The sequence below is a fragment of the Thiomonas intermedia genome (assembly GCF_002028405.1).
Lineage (GTDB): Bacteria > Pseudomonadota > Gammaproteobacteria > Burkholderiales > Burkholderiaceae_C > Thiomonas > Thiomonas intermedia.
The window spans coordinates 2046089-2070597 of the sequence record NZ_CP020046.1; the positions used below are offsets into that span (position 1 = coordinate 2046089).

22 protein-coding genes are annotated in these 24509 nt (G+C 66.4%); 13 read left to right on the top strand and 9 right to left on the bottom strand.

What is annotated here, in order from left to right:
- Positions 1-20: 20 nt before the first annotated feature.
- The 8 genes from BVH73_RS09520 to gabT all read left to right on the top strand — a co-directional run bounded on the left by BVH73_RS09520 (position 21) and on the right by gabT (position 9067).
- Complete coding sequence (locus BVH73_RS09520; protein ID WP_079418119.1) at positions 21-1421, top strand: aspartate aminotransferase family protein; 1401 nt, start codon at positions 21-23, stop codon at positions 1419-1421.
- Between the two features lie 110 nt (positions 1422-1531).
- Positions 1532-2668, top strand: a complete 1137-nt coding sequence (locus tag BVH73_RS09525; protein WP_079418121.1) for an extracellular solute-binding protein — start codon at positions 1532-1534, stop codon at positions 2666-2668.
- 90 nt (positions 2669-2758) lie between these two features.
- Complete coding sequence (locus BVH73_RS09530) at positions 2759-3844, top strand: ABC transporter ATP-binding protein (RefSeq protein WP_154048462.1); 1086 nt, start codon at positions 2759-2761, stop codon at positions 3842-3844.
- A 19-nt stretch (positions 3845-3863) separates the two neighbouring features.
- A complete protein-coding gene (locus tag BVH73_RS09535; protein ID WP_079418125.1) occupies positions 3864-4790 on the top strand; it encodes an ABC transporter permease subunit in 927 nt (308 codons plus the stop codon).
- On the top strand, positions 4787-5674 hold the full coding sequence (locus tag BVH73_RS09540; protein WP_079418127.1) for an ABC transporter permease: 888 nt from the start codon (positions 4787-4789) through the stop codon (positions 5672-5674). Before BVH73_RS09535 ends, BVH73_RS09540 begins: the two co-directional genes overlap by 4 nt.
- Before the next feature lie 67 nt (positions 5675-5741).
- The gene (locus BVH73_RS09545; protein WP_079418129.1) at positions 5742-6116 is read left to right on the top strand and encodes a cupin domain-containing protein; all 375 of its coding nucleotides are present in this window, start codon (positions 5742-5744) and stop codon (positions 6114-6116) included.
- 22 nt (positions 6117-6138) lie between these two features.
- Positions 6139-7653, top strand: coding sequence for an aldehyde dehydrogenase (locus BVH73_RS09550; RefSeq protein ID WP_079418131.1), 1515 nt, complete (start codon positions 6139-6141; stop codon positions 7651-7653).
- 124 nt (positions 7654-7777) lie between these two features.
- On the top strand, positions 7778-9067 hold the full coding sequence (gabT, locus tag BVH73_RS09555; RefSeq protein WP_079418133.1) for a 4-aminobutyrate--2-oxoglutarate transaminase: 1290 nt from the start codon (positions 7778-7780) through the stop codon (positions 9065-9067).
- 19 nt (positions 9068-9086) lie between these two features.
- On the opposite strand, the gene BVH73_RS09560 is transcribed toward gabT, so the two are convergent.
- From BVH73_RS09560 to BVH73_RS09585, 6 genes are all read right to left on the bottom strand, one after another.
- Positions 9087-9881: an SDR family oxidoreductase gene (locus BVH73_RS09560; RefSeq protein ID WP_079418135.1), complete on the bottom strand. Its 795-nt coding sequence runs from the start codon at positions 9879-9881 to the stop codon at positions 9087-9089.
- A complete protein-coding gene (lptC, locus tag BVH73_RS09565; RefSeq protein WP_079418137.1) occupies positions 9878-10498 on the bottom strand; it encodes an LPS export ABC transporter periplasmic protein LptC in 621 nt (206 codons plus the stop codon). Before lptC ends, BVH73_RS09560 begins: the two co-directional genes overlap by 4 nt.
- A gap of 13 nt (positions 10499-10511) precedes the next feature.
- The gene (locus BVH73_RS09570; RefSeq protein ID WP_079418139.1) at positions 10512-11147 is read right to left on the bottom strand and encodes a KdsC family phosphatase; all 636 of its coding nucleotides are present in this window, start codon (positions 11145-11147) and stop codon (positions 10512-10514) included.
- A gap of 19 nt (positions 11148-11166) precedes the next feature.
- Positions 11167-12165 carry a KpsF/GutQ family sugar-phosphate isomerase gene (locus tag BVH73_RS09575; RefSeq protein WP_079418141.1) on the bottom strand — a complete coding sequence of 333 codons (999 nt, stop codon included), beginning with the start codon at positions 12163-12165 and terminating at the stop codon, positions 11167-11169.
- An 80-nt stretch (positions 12166-12245) separates the two neighbouring features.
- Positions 12246-12881 (bottom strand): response regulator, encoded by a 636-nt coding sequence (locus BVH73_RS09580; protein WP_079418143.1) that lies wholly within the window; start codon positions 12879-12881, stop codon positions 12246-12248.
- Positions 12874-14007, bottom strand: a complete 1134-nt coding sequence (locus tag BVH73_RS09585) for a PAS domain-containing sensor histidine kinase (protein WP_079420499.1) — start codon at positions 14005-14007, stop codon at positions 12874-12876. The genes BVH73_RS09580 and BVH73_RS09585 overlap by 8 nt, the downstream gene beginning before the upstream one ends.
- 422 nt (positions 14008-14429) lie before the next feature.
- Between BVH73_RS09585 and BVH73_RS09590 the strand changes: the two genes are divergently transcribed.
- Positions 14430-16073: a hypothetical protein gene (locus tag BVH73_RS09590; RefSeq protein WP_079418145.1), complete on the top strand. Its 1644-nt coding sequence runs from the start codon at positions 14430-14432 to the stop codon at positions 16071-16073.
- Between the two features lie 82 nt (positions 16074-16155).
- Here BVH73_RS09590 and metW read toward each other — a convergent pair whose 3' ends face one another.
- Together metW and metX are read right to left on the bottom strand one after the other, a co-directional pair.
- The gene (metW, locus tag BVH73_RS09595) at positions 16156-16734 is read right to left on the bottom strand and encodes a methionine biosynthesis protein MetW (protein WP_079418147.1); all 579 of its coding nucleotides are present in this window, start codon (positions 16732-16734) and stop codon (positions 16156-16158) included.
- The gene (gene metX, locus BVH73_RS09600) at positions 16731-17954 is read right to left on the bottom strand and encodes a homoserine O-succinyltransferase MetX (RefSeq protein WP_245800312.1); all 1224 of its coding nucleotides are present in this window, start codon (positions 17952-17954) and stop codon (positions 16731-16733) included. Before metX ends, metW begins: the two co-directional genes overlap by 4 nt.
- A 395-nt stretch (positions 17955-18349) precedes the next feature.
- Between metX and modA (BVH73_RS09605) the strand changes: the two genes are divergently transcribed.
- The 4 genes from modA (BVH73_RS09605) (at position 18350) to modA (BVH73_RS09620) (ending at position 21769) form a co-directional block, all read left to right on the top strand.
- On the top strand, positions 18350-19111 hold the full coding sequence (modA, locus tag BVH73_RS09605) for a molybdate ABC transporter substrate-binding protein (RefSeq protein WP_079418149.1): 762 nt from the start codon (positions 18350-18352) through the stop codon (positions 19109-19111).
- 28 nt (positions 19112-19139) lie between these two features.
- On the top strand, positions 19140-19832 hold the full coding sequence (modB, locus tag BVH73_RS09610) for a molybdate ABC transporter permease subunit (RefSeq protein ID WP_079418151.1): 693 nt from the start codon (positions 19140-19142) through the stop codon (positions 19830-19832).
- Positions 19829-20920, top strand: a complete 1092-nt coding sequence (gene modC, locus BVH73_RS09615) for a molybdenum ABC transporter ATP-binding protein (protein WP_079418153.1) — start codon at positions 19829-19831, stop codon at positions 20918-20920. Before modB ends, modC begins: the two co-directional genes overlap by 4 nt.
- A gap of 66 nt (positions 20921-20986) precedes the next feature.
- Entirely contained in the window at positions 20987-21769 is a 783-nt protein-coding gene (gene modA, locus BVH73_RS09620; RefSeq protein WP_079418155.1) for a molybdate ABC transporter substrate-binding protein, read from the top strand.
- Positions 21770-21802: 33 nt separating this feature from the next.
- On the opposite strand, the gene BVH73_RS09625 is transcribed toward modA (BVH73_RS09620), so the two are convergent.
- Positions 21803-24433, bottom strand: a complete 2631-nt coding sequence (locus BVH73_RS09625; protein ID WP_079418157.1) for a cation-translocating P-type ATPase — start codon at positions 24431-24433, stop codon at positions 21803-21805.
- Positions 24434-24509: the final 76 nt, after the last annotated feature.

A 24509-nucleotide genomic window follows, 5' to 3' on the forward strand; every position in this document is an offset into this window, starting at 1 on the left:
TATATCCAACGGAGATTCGCATGAAACCCAATGACCTCCCGGTTTTCGACACCGCCGCGCTGCGCGCCAAGGATGCGGCCCATCATCTGCATCCCTTCACCGACACCCAAAGTCTGAACGCCGCAGGCAGCCGCGTGATCGTGCGCGGCGAGGGCGTGCGCATCTGGGACTCCGAGGGCAACGAGATCATCGATGGCATGTCGGGTCTGTGGTGCGTCAATCTCGGCTACGGCCGCGAAGACCTGGTGAGCGCGGCGACGCGGCAGATGCAGACCCTGCCGTTCTACAACGCCTTCTTCAAGACCACCACGGCGCCGGCCGCCGAGCTTGCGGCGCTGCTGCCGCAGGTGGCGCCCGCCGGGTTCAACCACGTGTTCTTCACCAACTCGGGCTCCGAGGGCAACGACACCATCATCCGTCTGGTACGCCGCTATTGGGACCTGATGGGACAGCCGCAGCGCAAGACCCTCATCAGCCGCCACAACGCCTACCACGGCAGCACGCTGGGCGGCGCCTCGCTGGGCGGCATGAGCGGCATGCACGAACAGGGCGATCTGCCGCTGCCGGGCATCACCCACATCGACCAGCCCTACCAGCTGCAGCACGGCCAGCCGGGCGAGAGTGCCCACGACTTCGGCCTGCGCGCCGCCGGCTGGCTCGAAGCCAAGATTCTGGAACTGGGCGCCGACAAGGTGGCCGCCTTCATCGGCGAGCCGGTGCAGGGCGCGGGCGGCGTCATCATTCCACCGGCCAGCTACTGGCCGGAGATTCAGCGCATCTGCGACAAGTACGGCATTTTGCTCATCTCCGATGAAGTCATCTGCGGCTTTGGCCGTCTGGGTACCTGGTTCGGCTGCCAGCATCCGCACATCAACTCCAGGCCCGACCTCATCACCTTCGCCAAGGGGGTCACCTCGGGCTACCTGCCGCTGGGCGGGGTGCTGGTGAGCGACCGCGTGGCCCAGGTGCTGATCGAGCAGGGCGGCGACTTCAACCACGGCTTCACCTACTCGGGACACCCGACCTGCTGCGCCGTGGCCATCGCCAACATCAACGCGCTGCGCGAGGAAGGCGTGGTCGAGCGCGTGGCTGCCGATGCCGGACCCTATCTGAAGGCGCAGTTCGCCACCCTGGCCGACCATCCGCTGGTGGGCGACGTGGACGCCCTGGGCATGGTCGCCGGGCTGGTGCTCTACAAAGACAAGGCCAGCCGGACGCTGTTCCCGGCCGATCTGGGCGTGGGCTACATTTGCCGCGACCACTGTTTCAAGAATGGCGTGGTGATGCGCGCCGTGGAAGAGCGCATGATCATCGCCCCGCCGCTGGTCATGACGCATGCGGAGATCGACGAGATGATCCGTCGCATTCGCCGCAGCCTGGACGACACGCTGGCTGGTCTGCGTGCCAAGGGCTTGGTATAAATCGCCATTCTTGTCTCAGTCCAGCCCTGGATACTGGTACGGGAATTGCAAAGGGGAGTTTGTTTCACCTGTCGTTTTCCACTCGTCTTCACACAACTTGAGAGGTTTTCATGTCACACAATCTGCAGAAGAAGAAGTCGTTCAGCGGCAAGCTGCTGGCGGCGTGTCTCGCGAGTGCCGCGGCGCTGACCTTCGGCGCTGCCGCCCCGGCCCAGGCGGCCGGCGTGCTCAACATCTACAACTGGTCCGACTACATCGCCCCGACCACGGTGCCCGGCTTCCAGAAAGACACCGGCATCAAGGTGCGCTACGACACCTTCGACTCCAACGAAACCCTGTTCGCCAAGATGGTGGCGGGCGATACGGGCTATGACATCGTGGTGCCGTCGTCGAACTGGGCGGCCATCGACATCAAGGGCGATCTGCTGCACCCGATCGACAAGTCCAAGATTCCCAACTACAAGAACCTCAACCCCGAGCTGATGAAGCAGCTCGCCGCGGTCGACCCGGGCAACAAATATCTCATTCCCTGGATGTGGGGCTACACCACCGTCGGCATCAACGTCGAGAAGGTGAAGAAGGCCCTGGGCAACGAGCCGATGCCGGCCAATCCCTGGCAGCTGGTGTTCGATCCGAAGTACGCCGACAAGATCAAGTCCTGCGGCATCTCCATGCTCGACTCCGGGCTCGACCTGATGGAAGCCGGCTTCAACTATCTGGGCATTCCGCAAGACACGCAGAACCCCGAAGACTTCAAGAAGGCCTATGCGATGCTGACCAAGGTGCGCAAGGACGTGAAGGTGTTCTCGTCCTCGGGCTACATCAACGATCTGGCCGGCGGCAACATCTGCGCGTCCGTGGGCTGGTCGGGTGACATGGGCATCGCCGCCGCGCGTGCCAAGGCCGCCAAGAACAAGCAGGACATCAAGGTGTTCCCGCCCACGCACGGCGCCGTGATCTTCATCGACACCATGGCCATCCCCAAGGACGCGAAGAACCTCGACAACGCCTACAAGTGGATGAACTATGTGCTTGAGCCCAAGGTGGCCGCGGCCGACACCAACACGGTGACCTATGCCAACCCGGTGCCGTCGTCCCTGCCGTATGTGGATGCCAGCATCAAGGACAACGACTTCGTGTTCCTGTCGCCGGCCATGGTCAACAAGCTGATCCCGCCCAAGGTCTACACCAAGGAGCAGCGCCGTCTGGGCACCAGCCTGTACACCAAGTTCAAGACGGGTCTGTGACCTGAGTCGATCCGGCCGCCGCGCGCCTGCATGGCGGCCGGGTCCGTCAACCATCCTTCGCACTGTCCCCTTGCGGGACGCCCCAACGCCATGAGCGATACGCCCTTCCTCAAGATCGATCGTGTGACCCGCCGTTTCGACGAAGTGGTTGCGGTCAACAACATCAATCTCGATATTCACAAGGGCGAGATCTTCGCCCTGCTGGGTTCATCAGGCTGCGGCAAATCCACCCTGCTGCGCATGCTGGCCGGTTTCGAGACGCCCACCTCGGGCCAGATCTTTCTGGAGGGCGAGGACATCACCGCGATGCCGCCTTACGAGCGGCCGATCAACATGATGTTCCAGTCGTACGCGCTGTTTCCGCACCTCACGGTGTTCGACAACATCGCTTTCGGCCTGCGCCGCGACGGCATGCCCAAGAGCGATGTGAGCGCGCGTGTCGAGCAGATGCTCGAACTCGTTCAGCTCAAGCCCTACGCCAAGCGCAAGCCCCACCAACTCTCAGGCGGTCAGCAGCAGCGCGTAGCCCTGGCCCGCAGCCTGGCCAAACGTCCCAGACTGCTGCTGCTCGACGAACCGCTCGCGGCGCTCGACAAGAAGCTGCGTGAGCGAACCCAGCTCGAACTGGTCAACATCCTGCGCAAGGTCGGTGTGACCTGCGTGATGGTCACCCACGATCAGGAAGAGGCCATGACCATGGCCGACCGCATCGCGGTGATGCGTGATGGCCAGTTCCAGCAACTGGGCACGCCGTCGGAAATCTACGAACATCCCCAGACCCGCTTCGTGGCCGACTTCATCGGCAACGTCAATATGTTCGACGGCAAGCTCGTCACCGATGAGCACGATCACTGCGAAGTGCAGACCGACGATGCCTTGTTCCACATCGGCCACGGCATCAGCGGCACGCTCAACATGGACTTGGGCATTGCCCTGCGCCCCGAGAAACTGACCTTGAGCGAGGGGCATCAGCACCAACCCTACAACGTCCTGCTGGCGACGGTATCGGGCCGCTCCTACATGGGCAGCTACACCGCCTATGAATTGCTGCTGTCCAGCCAGCGGCGCGTCCGCGTGACCATCTCCAACACCGATCGTCACGCCGACCCGTTCGAGGTCGGCGATGCCGTGACCGCGCACTGGGCGGAAAACGCACCCGTGGTCATCGTGGACTGAGAACCGGAGCTACGCCATCATGGACGAGAAAAAACCCGTGCCGCTTACCAAGCCGCGCCGGGCCTGGAACTGGGGCCGCCAACTGGTCATCGGCATACCGCAGGTCTGGCTGCTGGCCTTCCTGCTGCTGCCCTTCCTCATCCTGCTCAAGATCAGCGTCTCCGAGACGAATGAGCTGGGGGTGGGCTTCGATCCGCTGATGTCTTTCGCACAGGAGACCCTGCAGGTCCACATGCGCTTCTCGCCTTATCTGGCGCTGCTGCGCGACAGTCTGTATGTCGTCACCTATCTGTATTCGCTGTGGTGGGCCTTCCTCACCACGGTGCTGTGCCTGATCATCGGCTATCCGTTTGCCTACTTCATCGCGCGGTCCAGGCCGACGGTGCGCTCCGGGCTCTTGATGCTGGTCATGCTGCCGTTCTGGACGTCCTTTCTCATCCGCATCTACGCCTGGAAGAATCTGCTCGACATCAACGGGCTCATCAACCAGTTCCTGCTGTGGACCGGCATCATTCATGAGCCGCTGCAGATGCTGTTCACCAACTTCTCCTTCATGATCGGCATGGTGTACGGCTACATCCCCTTCATGATTCTGCCGCTGTACGCCACGCTGGTGAAAATGGATCACCGTCTCGTCGAAGCCGCGATGGATCTGGGTTCCACGCCGCTCAAGACCTTCTGGCTGGTCACCGTGCCGCTGTCCAAGTCGGGCATCATCGCAGGCAGCCTGCTGGTGTTCATTCCGGCGGTGGGCGAGTATGTGATTCCCGAACTGCTCGCGGGCCCGTCCACCCTCAACATCGGCCGCGTGATGTGGAACGAGTTCTTCCTCAACCTCGACTGGCAGCGCGCTTCGGCGGTGGCCATCGTGATGATCGTGCTCATCCTGTTGCCGATCGCGGTGTTCAACAAGTATCAGACCAAGAGCCTGGAGGGCGCGCGATGAAAAAGACCGCGGTGCTGCCCCTGACCTGGATGCTCGTGGTCTACCTGTTTCTTTACCTGCCCATCGTGGTGCTGGTGGTCTATTCCTTCAACGACTCGCGCATGGTCACCCTGTGGGGTGGTTGGACGCTGAAGTGGTATGGGGCCGTGTTCCACGATCAGGAACTCATCCGTGCCCTGCTGCTGTCGCTCAAGGTGGCCCTGGCCACGGCGACCACGTCGGTGCTGCTCGGCACGCTGGCCGCGTTCGCCCTGGTGCGCTATCGGCACTTTGCCGGCAAGAGCCTGCTGAACTTCATGATCAATATTCCGCTGGTCATGCCCACGGTGGTCATCGCGCTGGCGCTGCTGCTGTTCTTCGTCACGGTGCAGAAGTCGTTCGGTTATCCGCAGAAGGGGTTTTTCACCATCTACATCGGCCACACGGTGATGGCGATCTCCTATGCTGCGGTGGTCATCCAGTCGCGCCTCAAGGAGATGGACCGTTCGATCGAAGAGGCGGCGATGGATCTGGGAGCCCGGCCTTTCCAGGTCTTTGCCCTGGTTACCCTGCCCTCCATCTCGCAGTCGCTGGTCTCGGCGTGGCTGCTGGCGTTCTCGCTCTCGCTCGACGAAGTGGTGATCTCCGCCTTCCTGTCCGGGCCGGGCGCCACGACCCTGCCGGTGGTGATCTTCTCGCGGGCCCGTCTGGGGCTGAGCCCGACCATCAATGTGGTCGGTGCCATCACCGTTTATCTGGTCATCATCGCGGTGGCGGTCAGCAGCCTGTTGATGGCGCGTCGCGAGCGGCAGCGGGCCCGTCAGGTGGCAGCCGCCTTGCGGCACGATGCCGACGAGACCAGTCAGCCCTTTGGCACCCGCCTGATGACCGCAGAAGGACGCTGATCGACCGCTTGGCGCAAGCCGCCTTTGCCTTCACCGGGGAGGCCTCGTCCTCCCCACCTCTCGAACCATGACGCTCCGCCCCATCGTCTTCGCTCAGTCCGGGGTGCAGCCCGATGCTTTCGCGCCTGCACCCGAGCGCATCTTGCGCGGCAATCCGCAGCAGCTGGCCTGGAATCATTACTCCGACGGCACCGGCCAGTTCTCCGCAGGCATCTGGCAGGGCGAGCCCGGCGCCTGGCGGGTGCGCTACGACCCGCACGAAGAAGAGTTCTGCGTGCTGCTGGAAGGGCGCATGACCCTCACCGCAGACGACGGCGCGGCGCAGACCTTCCAGGCCGGGGACGCGTTTGTCGTGCCCGGCGGATTCAGCGGCATCTGGGAGAACCACACCCGGGTCCGCAAACACTACGCCATCATGGCGCTACAGAAAAATAAGACGTAAACACATCACTCAGGAGATTCGCATGACCGAGAACTTCAACCGCATCTGGCACCAGCGGGCCGACGACCTGCTGGCTCGCGGCATCGACGGCCGCATGGTGATCGACGGCCGCCGTTGGGCCGCGACGGATGGCAGCCTGTTCGACTGCATCTCGCCCGTCGATGGCAAGGTGATCGCCCGCGTCGCCCGGGGCAAGGCAGCCGACGTCGACCGTGCCGTGGCCTCGGCTCGTGCCGCTTTCGCCGACCGCCGCTGGGCTGGCCAGCCGCCGGCCGCGCGCAAGAAGGTGCTGGTGGCCTTTGCAGCAGCGCTGCGGGCTGCGCGCGACGAACTCGCCCTGCTCGAAACGCTCGACATGGGCAAACCCATCAAGAACAGCCTGTCCACCGATGTGGTGGCCGCGGCCCGGTGCATCCAGTGGTATGGCGAGGCCGTGGACAAGATCTACGACGAAATCGCTCCCACCGGCAGCAGTGCCCTGGCCCTGGTGACCCGCGAGGCCATGGGCGTGGTCGGCGCCATCGTGCCCTGGAATTACCCGATGCTCATGGCCTCGTGGAAGCTGGGGCCTGCATTGGCCGCGGGCAACAGCGTGGTGCTCAAGCCCTCCGAGAAATCGCCGCTCACCGCGCTGCGTCTGGCCGAGCTGGCCCTCGAAGCGGGTCTGCCCGAAGGCGTGTTCAACGTCGTGCCGGGATTCGGTCACGAGGCCGGCGAGGCCCTGGCGCTGCACATGGACGTCGACGCCATCGGCTTCACCGGCTCCACCCGCACCGGGCGCCGCATGCTCGACTATGCCAGCCGCAGCAACCTCAAGCGCGTGTACAACGAGCTCGGCGGCAAATCGGCCAACATCGTGTTCGCCGACTTCGACGATCTCGATCGCGCCGCGAGCACGGCCATCGGCAGCATGTTCTACAACCAGGGCGAGAGCTGCAACGCGCCCTCGCGTCTGCTGGTGCAAGAGAGCATCGCCGACGCCTTTGTCGAGAAGCTCGCCGCGCTGACCCCGCAATACCACCCGGCCGACCCGCTGGATGCCTCGACCGTGCTGGGCGCGCTGGTGGACGAAACCCAGACGCAGACCGTGCTCGGCTACATCCAGGCCGGTATCGCCGAAGGCGCGAAGTGCGTGGCCGGCGGCTGCCGCGCGCTGGAGGAGACGGGAGGCCAGTACGTCGCGCCCACCGTGTTCGACGGCGTGAAGAACAGCATGAAGATCGCCCGCGAGGAGATTTTCGGCCCCGTGCTGTCAGTCATCCGCTTCAAGACGGAGGACGAGGCCATCGCCCTGGCCAACGACAGCGCCTACGGCCTGCACGCCGGGGTTTGGTCGCGCAATATCGACCGTGCGGTGCGCGTGTCGCGCGCGCTGCAGGCGGGCACCGTGCACGTCAACCAGTACGACGAGGACGACATCACCGTGCCGTTCGGCGGCGTGAAGCAGTCGGGCAACGGCCGCGACAAGTCGCTGCACGCCTTCGACAAGTACACCGAACTCAAGACCACCTGGATACGCATCGACGGCGCGAAGTAAAGCCCACGCAACACCCCCCTCCCAACCTCCCCCACGGTGTGGGGGAGGAGCAAGGTTCTGCTCCCTCCCCACCCGTGGGGAGGGTTGGGGTGGGGAGATTGTGAACCCCCACGGAGACTCCACCATGAACCACTCGTTGAACGAACAACTGCAAGCCCGCCGCGCCGCCGCCACCCCGCGCGGCGTTGGCGTCATGGCCGGCTTCTATGCCGACCGCGCCGAGGGCGCCGAGCTCTGGGACGTCGAAGGCCAGCGCTACATCGACTTCGCCGGCGGCATCGCCGTGCTCAACGTCGGTCATCGCCATCCCAGGATCGTCGCCGCCATCGAGGCGCAACTGCAGCGCTTCACCCACACCTGCTACCAGGTCGTGCCGTATGAAAGCTATGTCGCGCTGGCCGAGCAGCTCAACACCCTCACCCCCGGCACCCACGCCAAGAAGACCGCGCTGTTCTCGACCGGCGCCGAGGCCGTGGAGAATGCCGTCAAGATCGCCCGCGCCCACACCAAGCGCGGCGGCGTGATCGCGTTTGGCGGCGGCTTTCATGGCCGCAGCCTGTTTGCCGTGTCGCTGACCGGCAAGGTGCAGCCGTACAAGGCCGGATTCGGTCCCTTTCCGCCGGAGATCTATCACGCGCCCTTCCCGGCAGAAGGCGTGCCGCTGGCCGAGGTGAAGAAGGCGGTGGAGCATCTTTTCAAGGCCGATATCGAACCTTCGCGCGTGGCCGCCATCATCTTCGAGCCCATCCAGGGCGAGGGCGGGTTCAACGTCATTTCGCTGGAGGCGCTGAAGTGGTTGCGCGAGCTGTGCGATCAGCACGGCATCGTGCTCATTGCCGATGAAGTGCAGACCGGGTTCGGTCGCACCGGCCGGCTGTTCGCCATGGAGCATTTCTTCGAGCAGGCGGGCATCCTGCCCGATCTGATGACCATTGCCAAGTCGCTGGCCGCGGGCACGCCGCTGTCGGCCGTGACCGGCCGTGCCGAAATCATGGACGCGCCGGCTCCCGGCGGCCTGGGCGGCACCTACGCGGGCAACCCCTTGGCCATCGCGGCCGCGCACGCGGTCATCGACGTCATGCGTGACGAGCAATTGCCCGCGCGCGGGCAGAAGCTGGGTGACCAGCTCAAGGCCCGGCTGAACGCGCGACGCGGCGAGGTGCCGCAGATCGCCGACGTGCGCGGCCTGGGCGCGATGGTGGCGGCGCAGTTCAACGATCCGGTCACGGGCAAGCCCGATGCCGACTTCACCAAGCGGGTCCAGGCCGAGGCGCTCAAGCGCAAGCTCATCCTGCTGACCTGCGGCGTGGACTACAACGTGGTGCGTTTCCTGTTCCCGCTGACCATTTCAGAGGCTGTGTTCGCCGAGGCGCTGGACATTCTGGACGCCTCGCTACTCGCAGCGAAGGGCTGAGCCGCGGCGCGGCCACCACTCAGGGCGGGCTGGGCGCCTTGCGCGCCTTGCGGCCGTGGCGTCCGGCGAAGGGGTCGAACAGGGCCCGCGGCACGCTATGCAGCAGCTTGCTCAGCACGCCCATCGGCCACGGAATGGTGATGTAGGCGCGGCCCGCGTCGATGGCGCTCAGGGCGCGTTGGGCGAAGGCGGCCGGAGGCATCAGAAAGGGCATGCGAAAGCGGTTGCCCTCGGTCATCGGCGTAGCCACATAACCTGGGCTGAGGGTGACCACCTTGACGCCGCTGGACCGCAGTTCGACCCGCAGGCTCTCCAGCGAGCGAACGAGCGCTGCCTTGCTGGCGCAATAGGCCGCGTGTCCGGGCAGGCCGCGCACCCCGGCGACGCTGGCGATGCCCACCAGCGCGCCGCTGCCACGCGCCTGCATCGGGGCGATGAAGGGGGCCAGCGTGGCCAGGGCGGCTTTCCAGTTGACGTCCATGATGTGGGCCGCCACATCGAGATCGTCCGGGTGCGACAGGTCGACGCCGTGGCTGATGCCGGCGTTGGCAATGACCACCTGCGGGCATCCCCAGGTGCGCAGCAGCGCGTGGGCTTCGGTGCGAAGACGGTCGATGTCGAGGACGTCGGCGGCGATGAGCCGCACGCGGCTGGCATCGGCAGGGTCGAGTCCGGCCTCGCGCACGACCTGCTCAAGGCGCTCGGCGCGGCGCGCGATCAACACCAGCCGCCAGCCGCGGGCGGCATATGCCGCGGCCAGCGCAGCGCCAATGCCGCTCGACGCGCCGGTGAGCAAGACGATGGGTGCCGTCATGGCTTGGCCTCTTGCGTCGCCTGGCCGGGAACGATGACGGCCTTCACCCGTCCCTGCATGGACGAGGTGCCGGCAATACCGTTGAAGTCCACCGTGTTGGCGGAGAACACGGTCTGCCCCTGCTGCACCACGGTCGGCCGGTTGGACTGAATGATCTGCTGATGGGGAAAGATGTTGAGAAACTCGCCGCGCACGATCAGCGGCGGCTGGTTCGCTACGCCGCTGCGCTGCACCACGGCATGACCGAACAGTTGCACATTGCTGCCGTCCTTGTTGGACAAGCCGCGCAGCGCGCTGGCGGTGGTCACGATGCCCTCGGGGTTGACCGCGCGAAGCTGCGGCGCGGTGATGTCGAACGTGTCGGTGTCCGGCCGGTGAACCATCTGTGTGCCGCGCAGCACCGCACCCAGCTGGCCCTGGGCGTTGTAGCTGGTGGCCGAGAATTCGCGCAGCATATAGTCGGGCAGGGCGGAGTGCGCCGCGCCGCGCCTGGGCCCTTGCTCGGAACGTGTCACCACCTGCGCCACCCACCAGCTGAACCCGGCCGCCAGGGCCAGCAACAGGATGGGCGTCCAGGCGCTCAGACGCAGCCAGAGCTGGCGCAGATTCGTGCGCATGGTCGGCGGCCTTTCAGCGGGCGCTGGACTGCACCGCGCCGGGTTCAGCCAGGGTGCCGGTGATGGGGTCGGACTGCCGCGGTGGCGTGTGCGGTTTGCCGTCGAGCGCGTCCTGCAGCAAGGCCGCGTAGGCACCTCGTGCCGTCAGCAGCAGATCGCAGATTTCGCGCACCGCGCCCAGTCCGGCCGGCGCATGGGTGATGTGGCGCACGCGGGCCAGCACCTCGGGGTGGCTTTGCGGCGGCGCGGCGCTGAACCCCGCGCGTGCGATCAGGGCCAGATCGGGCCAGTCGTCACCGATGATGGCCACTTGCTCCCAGCTCAATTGGAGCTGGTCGAGCAGATTCTGAGCCGCCGGCAGCTTGGCACCGCTGCCCAGCACGCTGTGCCTCAGGCCGAGTTCGGCGATGCGGGCGCGCAAGGCGGGGCTGTCGCGCCCGGAGAGGATGACCGGCTCGACGCCCGCGCTCATCAGCAGCTTGAGGCCGTGCCCATCGAGGGTGGAAAAGCGCTTGAGCTCCTCGCCCTGGGCGCCGTAGAGCAGATCGCCGGGCGTGAGCACGCCGTCGACATCGAGCAGCAGCAGGCGGACGTCGAGGACGTCGAGGATGAGTTCCGGGTCGAAGGCGAGGCGTGGCGTGGCGTCCATGGCGGGGGCGGGCTCTCTGTCAGATGACCTTGGCGGCCAACAGGTCGTGCGTGTTCAGTGCGCCGACGGGGCGGCCCTGCGGATCGGCCACCAGCAACTGATTGATGCGGTATTGCTCCATGAGCTGCACGGCCTCGACCGCCAGCGCGTCCGGTCCGATGGTGCGTGGCTGCGGATGCATGGCCTGCTTCGCCTGCAGCGTGTTGAGATTGGCGCCCTTCTCGATGAGCCGTCGCAGATCGCCGTCGGTGATGATGCCCGCCAGCACGCCCTGCGCATCGACCACGGCGGTCATGCCCAGGCCCTTGCGGGTGATTTCCATCAGGGCGGCGGTGAAAGGCGCGTCGCCCGACACGGTGGGCACGGCTTCGCCGTGGCGCATCACATCGCGAACGTGGGTGAGCAACCGGCGTCCGAGACTGCCGCCGGGATGGGTTCGGGCGAAGTCGTCCGGGCCGAAGCCCCGGGCGTCGAGCAGGGCGACGGCGAGGGCGTCGCCCAGGGCGAGCTGGGCGGTCGTGCTCGCAGTGGGGGCCAGGTTGAGCGGACAGGCTTCCTGTTCGACCGCGCAATCGAGCAGGATGTCGGCATGTCGCGCCAGGGTCGAGTCGGTGCGGCCGGTCATGCTGATGAGGGTGGCGCCAAGGCGCTTGACCTGAGGCACGATGCGGGTGAGCTCCTCGGTCTCGCCCGAGTTGGACAGGGCCAGGAACACGTCGTCGCGCGTCACCATGCCGAGGTCGCCGTGACTGGCTTCGGCCGGGTGCACGAAGTAGGCCGGTGTACCGGTGGAGGCGAAGGTGGCGGCGATCTTGCGGCCCACATGGCCCGACTTGCCCATGCCCGAAACCACCACACGCCCGGTGCTCTGCAGAATGCACTGCACCGCCTGCGCCAAGGCACGCGAGAGGGGCGGGCTGGCGAGGCGCTCGCGCAGGGCGACCAGGGCGCGGGCTTCGATATCCAGAGTGTCTCGCGCGAGTTGCACCGCGCGGTCAGGCGAGTAGGGGGTTTGCATCAGCGGCAGTATAAAAACCGCGGCGCGTCGTGTCTTGGCGGCGCCTTAGGGCGACCGCGAAAGACAAGTTCAGCGTGGCCTCAGCTCACGATGCCCTGGTGCATGGCGTAACGCACCAGATCGGCGTCGTTGTCGAGGGCGAGTTTGTGCATCAGCCGGGTCTTGTGGGTGCTCACCGTCTTGCAACTGATGTGCAACTCATCCGCGACCTGATTGACCGATTTGCCTTCGACCAACCGCATGAACACCTGCATCTCGCGATCGGAAAGGCGGGCATGGGGCTCCTCGGCCGCGTCGCCTTCGTTCATGTAATTGGCCAGCTGCTCGGCCACGCCCGGGGTGAGATAGCGTCCGCCGTGAATGACTTTGTGGATGGCTTCGACGAGCACATCGGGGCTGCAGCCCTTGGTCAGATAGCCGGCGGCCCCGCCGCGCAGGGCACGCAGGGCAAACTGCTGCTCGGGATGCATGCTCAGGATGAGCACGGGCAACGCGGGATGGGCGAGCTTGATGCGCTTGAGCAGATCGAGCCCATTGCCCTGCGGCATCGACAGATCGAGCAGCACCACGCTCCAGGGTTGTTCGCGGATGGCCTGCATGGCCTGGACGATGTCGCCGCACCATACGGCCTGCATGCCGTTGGAGCCGAGAAAGCGCGCCAGGCTCTCGCCCAGCAGCGCATGGTCGTCGATGATGAGCACGCGCGGTTCATCCATGGGCGGGCTCCTCGGTCACGGGCATGCACACTCTCACCCGCGCGCCGCCATGCGGCGAAGCGTCGAGCTGGAAGCTGCCGCCGAACACCGCGGCGCGCTCGCGCATGCCGCGCAGGCCCAGTGAAGGGCGGCTGGGGGAGGCGTGCTGCGGCGTGTAGCCCAGACCATCGTCCTCCACGGAAATGCAGATCTGCCCACCTTGCGCATCGACGCAGCGCACCCAGGCCTGGCGTGCCTTGGCATGACGCGCCACATTTGTCAGGCCTTCCTGCGCGATGCGGAACAGCTCCGTGGCGATCAAGTCGTCCACCTCGCACAGGTAGCTCAGATCGGTGATCACACGCAAGTCGTAGCGCTTGGCGTATTGCTCGGCCATCCAGCGCAGCGCCGCCTTGAGCCCCAGATCGAGCACGCTGGGACGTAGCTCGGCCGCCACGCGCCGTCCTGCTTCCGCGGCGGTGCGGATGAGCTTGTCGACATTGCCGAACAGATCCGTCGAGTCGGAAGCGCCGAATTGCCGACGCAGCAAAGCCACATCCATCTGCAAGGCGGTGAGCACCTGTCCTAGATCGTCATGCAGGTCGCGCGCCATGCGCGCCCGTTCGGCCTCCCGTACCGACTCCAGATGCGAGGCCACCTGTCGCAAATCGCTCGATAGTGTGAGCAACTGCGATTCGCGCTGGTGACTGTGGGTGACGTTGAGCATGATGCCGGTGGACTCGGCGGTCAGCGCATCGAGACTACGCGTGCGGGCGCGCACGTTCACCCACTTGAGCCCATGCTGGGTGTGAAGGCGTCCCTCCCAGTTCCAGAACCCCGATGCCACGCTGGCCTGCAAGCTGGCGTGAAAGGGGGCGAGGTCCTGCGGGTCGATCCGGTCGATGATGCGCTGCGCCAGATCGCGCAGTTCACCAATCGGCAGCCCGCAGACCTCATGGCAGTTGGCGCTGGCGAAATCGCATTGCAACGGGTCTCCGCCGTGTCGCAGACGGAATACGAAACCGGGCAACTGATCGACCAGTTCGGGTAGATCGAAGGCAACACGCCAGTCGTCCACAGCCGAAATGGCCTCGCGCCCCGGAGCGGGAGTCGGATCGGTATCGTCCGAGGAGAGCACAGCTTTCATGGTCAGCGACCGCTCCGTGAGATCGGCGTCATTTTTGTCGCCCAAAAACCAGCGCCGCAGGAAATGATCAGAACGGCATCAGACTATCAGAAATTTCTGACAGGGAAATCATCCTTTTCCGACGCGGTAATGGGGGGCGTGCTGATCGATTCGGACCCGGACAAATTCGACAATTCAGCCCATCGAATGCGACATTTGCCGATGATTTCCTACGGGAATCGACGGCATCGAGATGAGGACGTTCGAGGGCAGAGGGCTGAACGAAGGAAGTCGGCCAGTCTCGATGTAACAAGACGTCCATTATTTATCCATATATTGCGGGCGAGTTCAGTGAAAAAAATGACGCTGAAGGCGTTCGGGGTTGTCCAGCGACATGCTGACTGCAAGTGTCGGTGTCGTTGGGTCCATGTGAGGGAGTTGTCATGAACGTTTCATTTCTCAAAGCGATGGTGGCCGCGGCCTGCGCCTCTGCTGTGCTGGCCGCTTGTGGAGGCGGTGGCGGCGGTGCAGAGCTGGCCGCCAATACTGCGGCCGCCCCGGGAACCGCGGCAATCGCCAGCCCGCAGCCGGTGGTGACTGGCGGAGCCACTTCTTCGAATCAAAGCTCGACGACTCCGACGACTCCGACGACTCCGACGACGCCCACGACGCCCACGACGCCCACGACGCCCACGACGCCCACGACTCCCACGACTCCCACGACGCCCACGACGCCACCTGTCGCGACCACCTGCGGCACCGCCTCCTCGAATCCTGCGTCGGGTCTGGTGGACTACGGCAAGGCCCTGCGGCCGTACACGGCGCTGGCCAAGCCCGCCAAGGGCGTGAGCGTGGCCGACCCTGATTTTCCCGGCAACACCCGCATCGTGCGCGTGACCGACGTGGCGTCTGATTTCAAGGCCGGCGTGGCCGTGCCCGTGTACCCCACCATCCAGTCCTGGAACTGCGACGAATCCCTGCTCTTTCTCTACATCACCTCGCCGCAGTCGGGCGGGCAGAGCGGGCATGCCCTGTTTGACGGCAAGACCTACAAATTCATCAAATTCATCGACATCAACCCCGCCGACGTCGAGCAGGTCTACTGGGATCCCGTGAATCCCGCGCTGCTGCGCTACGTGGACAACCGCGAGAGTGGCGGCACCTACCTGCGCGAGCTCGTCGCCTACAACGTCAACACCGGACAGAAGACCGTGCTCAAGAGCTTCACCGGCAACGCCGCGCTGACCCCCACCAGCGGCAAGATCGGCGGCGGCGGCGACCCCTTCGCCGCCAGTGCCGACGGCGACCTGTTCGGCTTCGGCGTGTATCAAGAGAAGAACGGTCCCGGCGGCGCGGCCCTCCAAGGCCAGTTCAGCTATCGCCTGAGCACCAACAAGATCTCCACCTACGGCACCCACGAAGGCAATGTCGCCCAGGCCCTGCCCAGCGGACGCGGCCTCATGCTGGGCGACGACACCAAGGTGAGCGTGCTCAGCGAGGCCGGTGCCGTGCAGCGCCAGATCGCCTTTGGCGGCACCGAGCACGGCGACCTGCTGCAGAACGCCGCGGGCAACGACGTCTTCGTGGCCGTGCAGTTCGACGGTCCGGCGGGCAGCGGCAACCTGATGGCGGCCAACCTCACCACCGGCGTGGTCAGCACCATCATTGGCGAATCCACTGGCGACGGCTACCCGCGCACGGGCGGGTTGCTGTCCGGGCGCAGCCGCGCGCCGGGCTGGGTGGCGCTGGCCATCACCGGCTGTCCGGCAGGCAGCACGGGCAACTGCAACGGCTACCAGCCCACCGTCTCCGGCGCGGCCCAGACCTACCTGGACCAGGAGATCGTGCTGGCCAATATCGACACGGGCAAGGTCTACCGCGTGGCCCATCACCGCAGCACGGGCAACTACAGCAACGCCAAGACCAGCAACTACTGGGCCCAGCCCAATCTGGTGATCAGCCCCAGCGGCACCCGCATCCTGGTGGCCAGCGACTGGGGCGATGCCAACCCCAACAGCCCGGTGATCAACCCCAGCGCCGCCGTCGATACCTACGTCATCGAACTGCCCGCCTATCGGGGTCAGTGAAGGGGACAGTGAACGAGTTCATCGACCGAACTGCCGGGGCGTTGACCCGATTGACGGGTTGACGCCCCTCCGGCAGGGCCCGTCACACCCCCTGCACGCAGAACACCGCCTCTGAGGCCAGCAGCCCGGGGGCGAAACTGATGCGCCGTCCATTGCGCACCCCAAAGGCATCGACGACGCGCAGCCCGCAATGGGCGGCCAGGCGTTCGAAGTCGGCATAGGTGGCCACGCGCAGGTTCGGGGTGTTGTACCACTCGTAAGGCAGCTCGGGCGTTACCGGCAGGCGGCCTGTCAGGATTTGCAGGCGGATGCTCCAGTGGGCGAAGTTGGCGAAGCTGAGAATGCCCAATCGGCCCACGCGCGCGGTCTCGCGCAGCGCGTTTTCGGTATGGCGGATATTGGGCAGGCTGTCGATCTGCAGCACCACGTCGAAGCTGCGGTCGCCAAACATGGACAAGCCCTGCTCGAGGTCGTACTGCAGCACATCCACGCCTTTCCCGGCGGCGGCAATCAGCTTTTCAGGGTCGATCTCCACCCCCAGGCCCGTGCAGCCGCGGGTGTCGCGCAGATGCGCCAGCATGCGGCCGTCGCCGCAGCCCAGATCGAGCACCCGGCTGCCGTGGGGCACCAGGTCGGCAATCACGCTCAGGGGGGTGGTCATGATTGCCCCCAGGTCTGCGCTTCGCCCAGACCGCCCCCCGAGGGGGGCAAGAAAACTTGGGGCGGCCCGGCGTTTTCTTGCGCTTCAAGCTCCTGTGCGATGCGGTCGAACCAGGCGCGCACGACGCCGTGGTAATGCGGGTGGTCCATGAGGAAGGCGTCGTGGCCTTGCGGGGCATCGACTTCGGCATAGGTCACGGCGCGGCGGTTGGTTACCAGCGCCTGCACGATTTCGCGAGAGCGTTGCGGCGAGAAGCGCCAGTCGGTCGTGAAGCTCACCAGCAGGAATCGCGCCCGCGCAGCGGCAAGGCCTTGGGCCAGATCGCCGCCGCTGGCGCGCGCCGGGTCGAAGTAGTCGAGCGCCCGGGTGATGAGCAAGTAGGCGTTGGCGTCGAAATAGCCGCTGAATTTATCGCCCTGATAGCGCAGATAACTTTCGATTTCGAAGTCCACGCCAAAGCCGTAGCCCAACACCCCGTTGCGCAGCGCGCGGCCGAATTTGGCCCCCATGGCGTCGTCGCTGAGGTAGGTGATGTGTCCGATCATGCGTGCCACCGCCAGGCCCTGCTTGGGCACGACCCCGTGGGCGTAGAAGTCGCCGCCGTGAAAGTCGGGGTCGGTGATGATGGCGCGGCGCGCCACCTCGTTGAAGGCGATGTTCTGCGCCGACAGGCTGGGCGCGGTGGCGATCGCCGCGCAGTGGGCCACGCGCTCGGGATGGCGCAGCGTCCAGCTCAGCGCCTGCATGCCGCCCAGGCTGCCGCCGATCACGGCGGCCAGACGGGCAATGCCCAGGCGGTCGAGCAGCCGCGCCTGCGCATCCACCCAGTCTTCGACGGTGACGACGGGGAAGCGGCTGCCCCAGGGCTGGCCCGTCGCGGGGTCGAGGCTCATGGGCCCTGTCGAGCCGAAACACGAGCCCGGATTGTTCACGCACAGCACGAAGAAGCGGCGGGTGTCGAGCGGCTTGCCGGGGCCGATCAGGTTGTCCCACCAGCCCACGCTCTTGGGGTCGCCCGCATGCGTGCCGGCGGCGTGATGGCTGGCGTTGAGCGCATGGCAGACCAGTACGGCGTTGCTGCGCTCGGCATTGAGCGTGCCGTAGGTTTCAAACATCAACTCGTAAGGCGGCAACTGCGCGCCGCTTTGAAGCGGTAGCGGCTGCTCGAACGCCATGCGCTGCGGCGTGACGTCACCGAGGGCGGAGGGCGAAGCACTCATGGGTGTTCCTGCAAAAACAAAACCGGCGGCGCTGGCAATGCAGCGAAAACCGCCGGTGGTCTGCGCTGTTTTAGCGGTATTTATTACGCGCCCGCAAGCCCAGGGCAAATCGGCGCTGCGGCAAGTATAGGTTCAACGTCGGCGCGGCTGTAGGCCGTCGCATGCTTGCCGATCACAGCCGCTTTCGTGGCGTAAGGCACAAAGGGCTGTGAATGGTCCTGCGATATATTTATTGAAATACAATGAAAATCCGAAATGAGAAGGGCATCGAATGCTTTGACAGGGCGATCATCCTCGGGGTGGGCCCAGCGTCCCATCTCGCTTGACGGCCCCACGGGCTTACTGTGGGGCCGTCTTTTTCCTCTTCGTGTAACCCAAACTGACGGAGTGTTCTGATGAAACCATTCACGACGATGTTGCGCCGCGCGGTGCTCGTGCTCGGCCTGCCTTTCGTGCTGACGGCCACGGCGCAGGCTCAGGCCATCACGGTGGCGGTTGCCGCCAATTTCAAGAAACCGGCCGAGGAAATCGGAGCGGCCTTCAAGGCGACATCCGGCGTCGAGGTGAAGTACGCCTTCGGTGCCACGGGCCAGTTTGCGGCGCAGATCCGCAATGGCGCGCCGTTCGACATTCTGCTGGCCGCCGACGACACCACGGCGCCCAAACTGGCGCGAGATGGCTACGCGGTGGCGGCGAGCAACTTCATCTATGCCCGCGGTACGCTGGTGCTCTACAGCACCACCTTGCCGGTCAAGGATCAGGGAGAGGCAATTCTGCGCAAGCGCGACTTCGCGCATCTGGCCATTGCCAATCCCAGGACGGCGCCCTACGGCACCGCCGCCGTCGAGGCGCTGAACAAGATGGGGCTTTACGACGGCCTCAAACCCAGAATCGTCGAGGGCTCCAACATCGGACAGACCTTCGACTTCGTCGCCACCGGCAATGCGCAACTGGGCTTCGTCGCCCTGTCGCAGGCCCTAGGTTCGGGCCAGGGCGAGTGGTGGACGGTGCCGCAGGCCGACTATGGCGCCATCGACCAGAGCGCCATCGTGCTCAAGCCGGGGGTAGGCAAGGCCGAGGCCAAGGCCTATCTCGCGTTTTTGCGCGGCCCCAAGGCGCGCGAGGTCATCGAGAAATACGGCTATACCATGCCCTGATGATGTTGCAACCCTCGCCCGGTGACGCATGACCCTGTTCGGCCACGCCCTCGATCTCGGCCCGCTGTGGCTGACCCTGCAGGTGGCGGGCATCGCCACGGCGGTGCTGCTGGTTCCCGGACTGGCCATCGCCTGGTGGCTGGCGCACTGGCGCTCGCCACTGCGCGCGGTGGTGGAGGCCGTGGTGGCGATTCCGCTGGTGCTGCCTCCGGTGGTGCTCGGCTTCTACCTGCTGGTGTTTCTCAATCCGCAAGGGGTGGTCACCCAGTTCCTGCACCATCTGGGCTACGAGGGGCAGCTCACCTTCAACAAGATCGGCCTCGTCATCGGCTCGGTGGTGTACTCGCTGCCCTTCATGGTGCAACCCTTGCTGCGCGCGTTCGAGAGCCTGCCGCGCAACCTGCTCGATGCGGCGGCCACGCTGCGCGCAGGCTGGTGGGATCGCTTCTTTCACGTGGCGCTGCCGCTGTCGCGCGGCGGGCTGATCGTGGCGCTCACGCTGACCTTCGCGCATACCGTGGGCGAGTTCGGCGTGGTGCTGATGCTGGGGGGCAATATCCCGGGCAAGACGCGGGTGGTGTCCATCGACATCTACAACCATGTCGAGGCGATGGACTATGCCCAGGCTCACATCCTCTCCGGCTTGATGCTGGTGTTCGCCGTGGTGGTGCTCACCATCGTTTACGGCCTGTACCGGCGCGGAGAATCGGAGCCGATATGACGGCATCGACACCGGCCCACGCAACACCGCAGCTCGGCGGCAACCTGAGGGCGCGGCTGGGTTCGTTCACCCTGGAAACGGGCGATTTCTCCTGGCCGCTGGACGGCGTCACGGCGCTTTTCGGCCGGTCGGGCTGCGGCAAGAGCAGCCTGCTGCGCGCCCTGGCTGGCTTGCTGCCGGGCGCAAGAGGCCGATTGCACCTGGCGGGCACGGTCTGGCAGGACGACACCCGCCTGGTACGGGCGCAGCATCGCGAAGTGGGTTATGTGTTTCAGGATGCCGCCTTGTTTCCGCATCTCACGGTGCGGGGCAACCTTGCGTTTGCCGCGCGGCGCTCGCCCGAAGGCCTGAACACGCAGGTTCTGGAGCAGCGGGCCAGCGACGTGGGCATCGCCCCGCTGCTCGACCGCCGGGTCACCGCGCTGTCCGGCGGCGAGCGCCAGCGCGTGGCGCTTGCCCGCGCGCTGTTGTCGCAGCCCCGGCTGCTGCTGCTCGACGAACCTCTGGCGGCGCTCGACTGGCGCGCCAAGGACGAGCTGCTCGATCTCATCGATCAACTTGGCCGCACGCTCGGCCTGCCCATGGTGCTGGTCACGCATGCGCCCGAGGAGATCGAGCGGCTGGCACGGCGCGTGGTGTTCATGGAGGCCGGACGCATCGTGCGCGTGGAGCCGCTGCAAGAGGCCCTGATGCGCCCGGATTCGCCCCTGTTCGACCGCCTCGGCCCCGTGGCCGTGCTCGAAGGCCCGACCCATCGCCTGGGCGAAGGCCTGGCGCAGCTGCAGATCGACGGCCAAAGCCTGACCTATCCCGGCAGCGCCGCCACGGCCTTCACCCGGCTGCGCATCTACGCCCGCGACGTTGCCCTGGCGCGCCATGTGCCGCAAGGCCTCAGCATGCTCAACCACCTTCCGGCGCGGCTTCACAGCCTCGGCCCCAGTCGGCCGGGCCACGTCCTGGTGCGGCTCACGCTGTCGGACGGTCAGGGCCTGTGGAGCGAAATCACCCAGCCTGCCTGTGCCGCCCTGCAATTGACCGCGGGCGACGCGCTGTTCGCTCTGGTCAAGACCGCTTCGGTCGAGCACTGAGGCACGTTGCCGCCAAGCGAAACCCGGCGCCGCCAAACCACCACGCAACCGATCGAAAGGCCCGTCATGCCCGTGAACCGCCGTCATGCTCTCATCGTTCCCCTGGCTTTGTGCCTCGGGCCCGTTGCCTTCGTACGCGCCGCGGAACCGGCGGCAGCCTTACTGCTCGTGGCGGGTGCGGGTTACCGTCGCCCGGTCGAGGCGCTGTGCGCCGAATTCACCCGGCAGACCGGCATCGCGGTCGAGCGCAGCTACGGCAATCTGCAGCAGATCGCTGCCCAGGCGAGCGCCGGCGGACGGGTGGATGTGCTGATCGGCGATGCCGGCTTTATCGACCAGACCCGCGATTTTCATGGGCCGCAGCGCGTGCCGCTGGGTCAGGGCAAGCTGGTGCTGGCCTGGCGGCGCAAGCTGCTGGGGCGGCGCAGTCCCCGCCCGATCACCGATCCGGTACGCGATCTTGCGGCCATGCAGTCCATCACGCTGCCGAACCCGCAGCACGCGGTCTACGGCCGCGCCGCCGGGCAATGGCTCAGGGCCAAGGGCTTGTGGGGCCCGCTGTACGACCGGCTCAAGTTCGTGCAGACCGTGTCGCAGGTCAGCGCCTATCTCACCTCGGGCCAGATTGACGCCGGATTTCTCAATCTCACCGAACTGCTGGCGGTCAAGGGGCAGCTTGGCGGCTATGTCGAGCTGCAGCCGGGGGACGACAGCTATGCGCCCATCGACATCGTCGCCGCGTTTGCCGCCGCCGACACCCGGCCGGATGCCGCGGCAGACCGGGCCCGGTTCGCGCAGTTTCTGCAAGGGGCGCCAGCGCGGGAGATTCTGCGCAAAGCGGGGCTTTGAGGGGGGGGCTGCGGGAGCCCGCCCTCTGCCGCATCAGGCCTGCGCAATGCCCGCCCGGGCGAAGCCACGGCGGCGCCACGCCTTCTCCAGCTCCACCGCGCCGAAGACCACGGCGGCGCAAACCAGGCTGAGCCCCAGTTCGCCCGCCGAAAGCGGCTGGGTGTGGAAGACGCTTTGCAGCGCCGGCACATAGACCACAGCGAGCTGCAGCACAAAGGTCAGCGCCACCGCGCCCAGCAGCGGCAGATTGCTGCGCAGGCCCAGGGTGAACAGCGATTCGCGCTCGGAGCGAATGGCCAGCACATGTGCCATCTGCGTGAAGGTCAGCACCACGAACACCAGAGTCTGGGCATGGGGATTGCCCTGGGCGTCGGCCCAGGCCTGCACGCCAAGGCAGAGCCCGCCGATCAGCAGTCCGACCCACAGCGCGTGCTGCCAAAGGCCTTGTGCGAACACGCTTTCGCCGGGCGGGCGAGGCGGCCGCAGCATGATGTCGCGCTCGGCCGGTTCGGCGGCCAGCGCCAGGCCCGGCAGACCGTCGGTGACCAGATTGATCCACAGAATGTGAATGGGCAGCAGCGGCACGGGCAGACCGAGAAAGGGGGCGAGAAACAGCGTCCAGATCTCGCCGGAGTTGCTGGTCATGGTGTAGCGCACGAACTTGCGGATGTTGTCGTAGATGCGCCGGCCTTCGCGCACGGCGGCGACGATGGTGGCGAAGTGGTCGTCGAGCAGCACCAGGCTGGCGGCTTCGCGCGCCACGTCGGTGCCGCCCCTGCCCATGGCCACGCCGATGTCGGCCGCCCGCAGTGCCGGGGCGTCGTTCACGCCATCGCCGGTCATGGCGACGAACTGGCCGCGCTGCTGCAGCGCCCGCACGATGCGGATCTTCTGCGCCGGGTCGGTCCGGGCATAGACCCGCACGTCCTGCACCACCCCGGCAAGGGCCGTGTCGTCGAGCGTCGCGAGGTCGCTGCCGGTGAGCACGCGGCTGTGCGCGTCGGCGATGCCCAGACCGCGGGCGATGGCCAGCGCCGTTGCCGGATGATCGCCGGTGATCATCACCGGGACGATGCCCGCCGTGAGGCACTCGGCCACCGAGGGCCGCGCTTCGGCGCGCGGCGGGTCGAGCAGGCCGATCAGACCGATCAGGCTCAGGTCGCCCTCCACGGCGTCGATGGCGGGGGCGGCGTCCATGCGGCGCCGGGCCACGGCCAGAACGCGCATGCCCTGCGCCGCCATGGCCTGCGCGGCGTCGAGCACCTGGGCCGCGTTTACCGGCTGCGGCCCGCGGGCGGTCAGCGCCTCGCGGCACAGCGGGAGCACCGATTCCGGCGCGCCCTTGGTGTAGGCCAGCCAGACGCCGCCCGCGGCGTCGTGATGCACGGTGGTCATGCGCTTGCGCTCGGCATCGAACGGCAGCTCGCTCTGGCGGGGCAGTTGGCGCCGCAAGTCCTGTACGGCCAGGCCTGCTGCCTCGGCCTGGGCGACCAGGGCGGTCTCCGTCGGGTCGCCCGCCCAAGTCGCGCCGTCACCGCCGGCCTGTGGCGCGGCGACGGCATCGTTGCAAAGCGCGGCGGCGGTCCACAGTTCGTTTTCGGCAAGGTCGCCCCAGGTCTGCGCTTGCTCGACCTGCATGCGGTTGAGCGTCAGCGTGCCGGTCTTGTCGGAGCAGATGGTGGTGACCGAGCCGAGCGTCTCCACCGCGGGCAGCCGCCGCACCAGCGCGTGGTGCCGCGCCATGGTGCGCGCACCCAGCGCCAGCAGCACCGTGACCACGGCGGGCAGGGCTTCGGGGATGGCCGCAACGGCCAGACTGATCGCGGTCAGCGCCATCAGGGCCGGGGGTTCGCCGCGCAGCACACCGGCCAGGAAGATGACCGCGCAGATCGCGAGCACGACCAGCGACAGCCGCTTGCCGAACGCGGCCAGCCGCTGTTGCAAAGGAGTGCTGCGATCGCCGGCCGATTGCATCAGCGCGGCGATGCGTCCGAGTTCGCTGTGGGCGCCAGTGGCGACGACCAGCCCGGTGCCGCGGCCTTGGTTGACCAGCGTGCCCTGGAACGCCATGTTCAGCCGGTCGCCCAGCGGCAGATCGGCCGCAGCCCGCAGCGCGTCTGCGTGCTTCATCACGGTGGCGGACTCGCCGGTCAGCGCCGATTCATCCACGCGCAGTTGCGCCGCCTCGACGAGGCGCAGATCGGCGGGAACGCCGTCGCCGGCTTCGAGCAGCACGACGTCGCCGGGCACCAGTTGGCCGGACTCGATCCATGCGATCCGGCCGTCGCGTCTCACCCGCGTATGCGGCACGGCGAGTTGACGCAAGGCCTGCATGGCCCGGTCCGCCCGCCACTCCTGCACCACACCGATCACCGCGTTGAGCAGAAGGATCACCAGGATGGCGATGGTGTCGGCCAGATCACCCATCAGTCCCGACAACACGGCGGCGGCCAGCAGCACCAGAATCATGAAATCGCGGAACTGGTCGCCGAGACGTCGCACCCAGCCGCGGGGCGCGGCTTGGGGCAGACGGTTGTGCCCATGCAAACGCAGACGCTGGGCCGCGTCTTCGTCCGTCAGGCCATGATCGGGCGACACGCCCAGCGCCCGCGCCACGGCCTCAGCGCTTTGTGCATGCGGCTCGGTGAGTGTCGGGGTTCTCATCGCGTCGGGTTCAGGTCGTGGCCGAATGCTGCCGGGGCCGCAAAGGCCCAGGTGTGGCGCCGCGCCCGCGCTATTC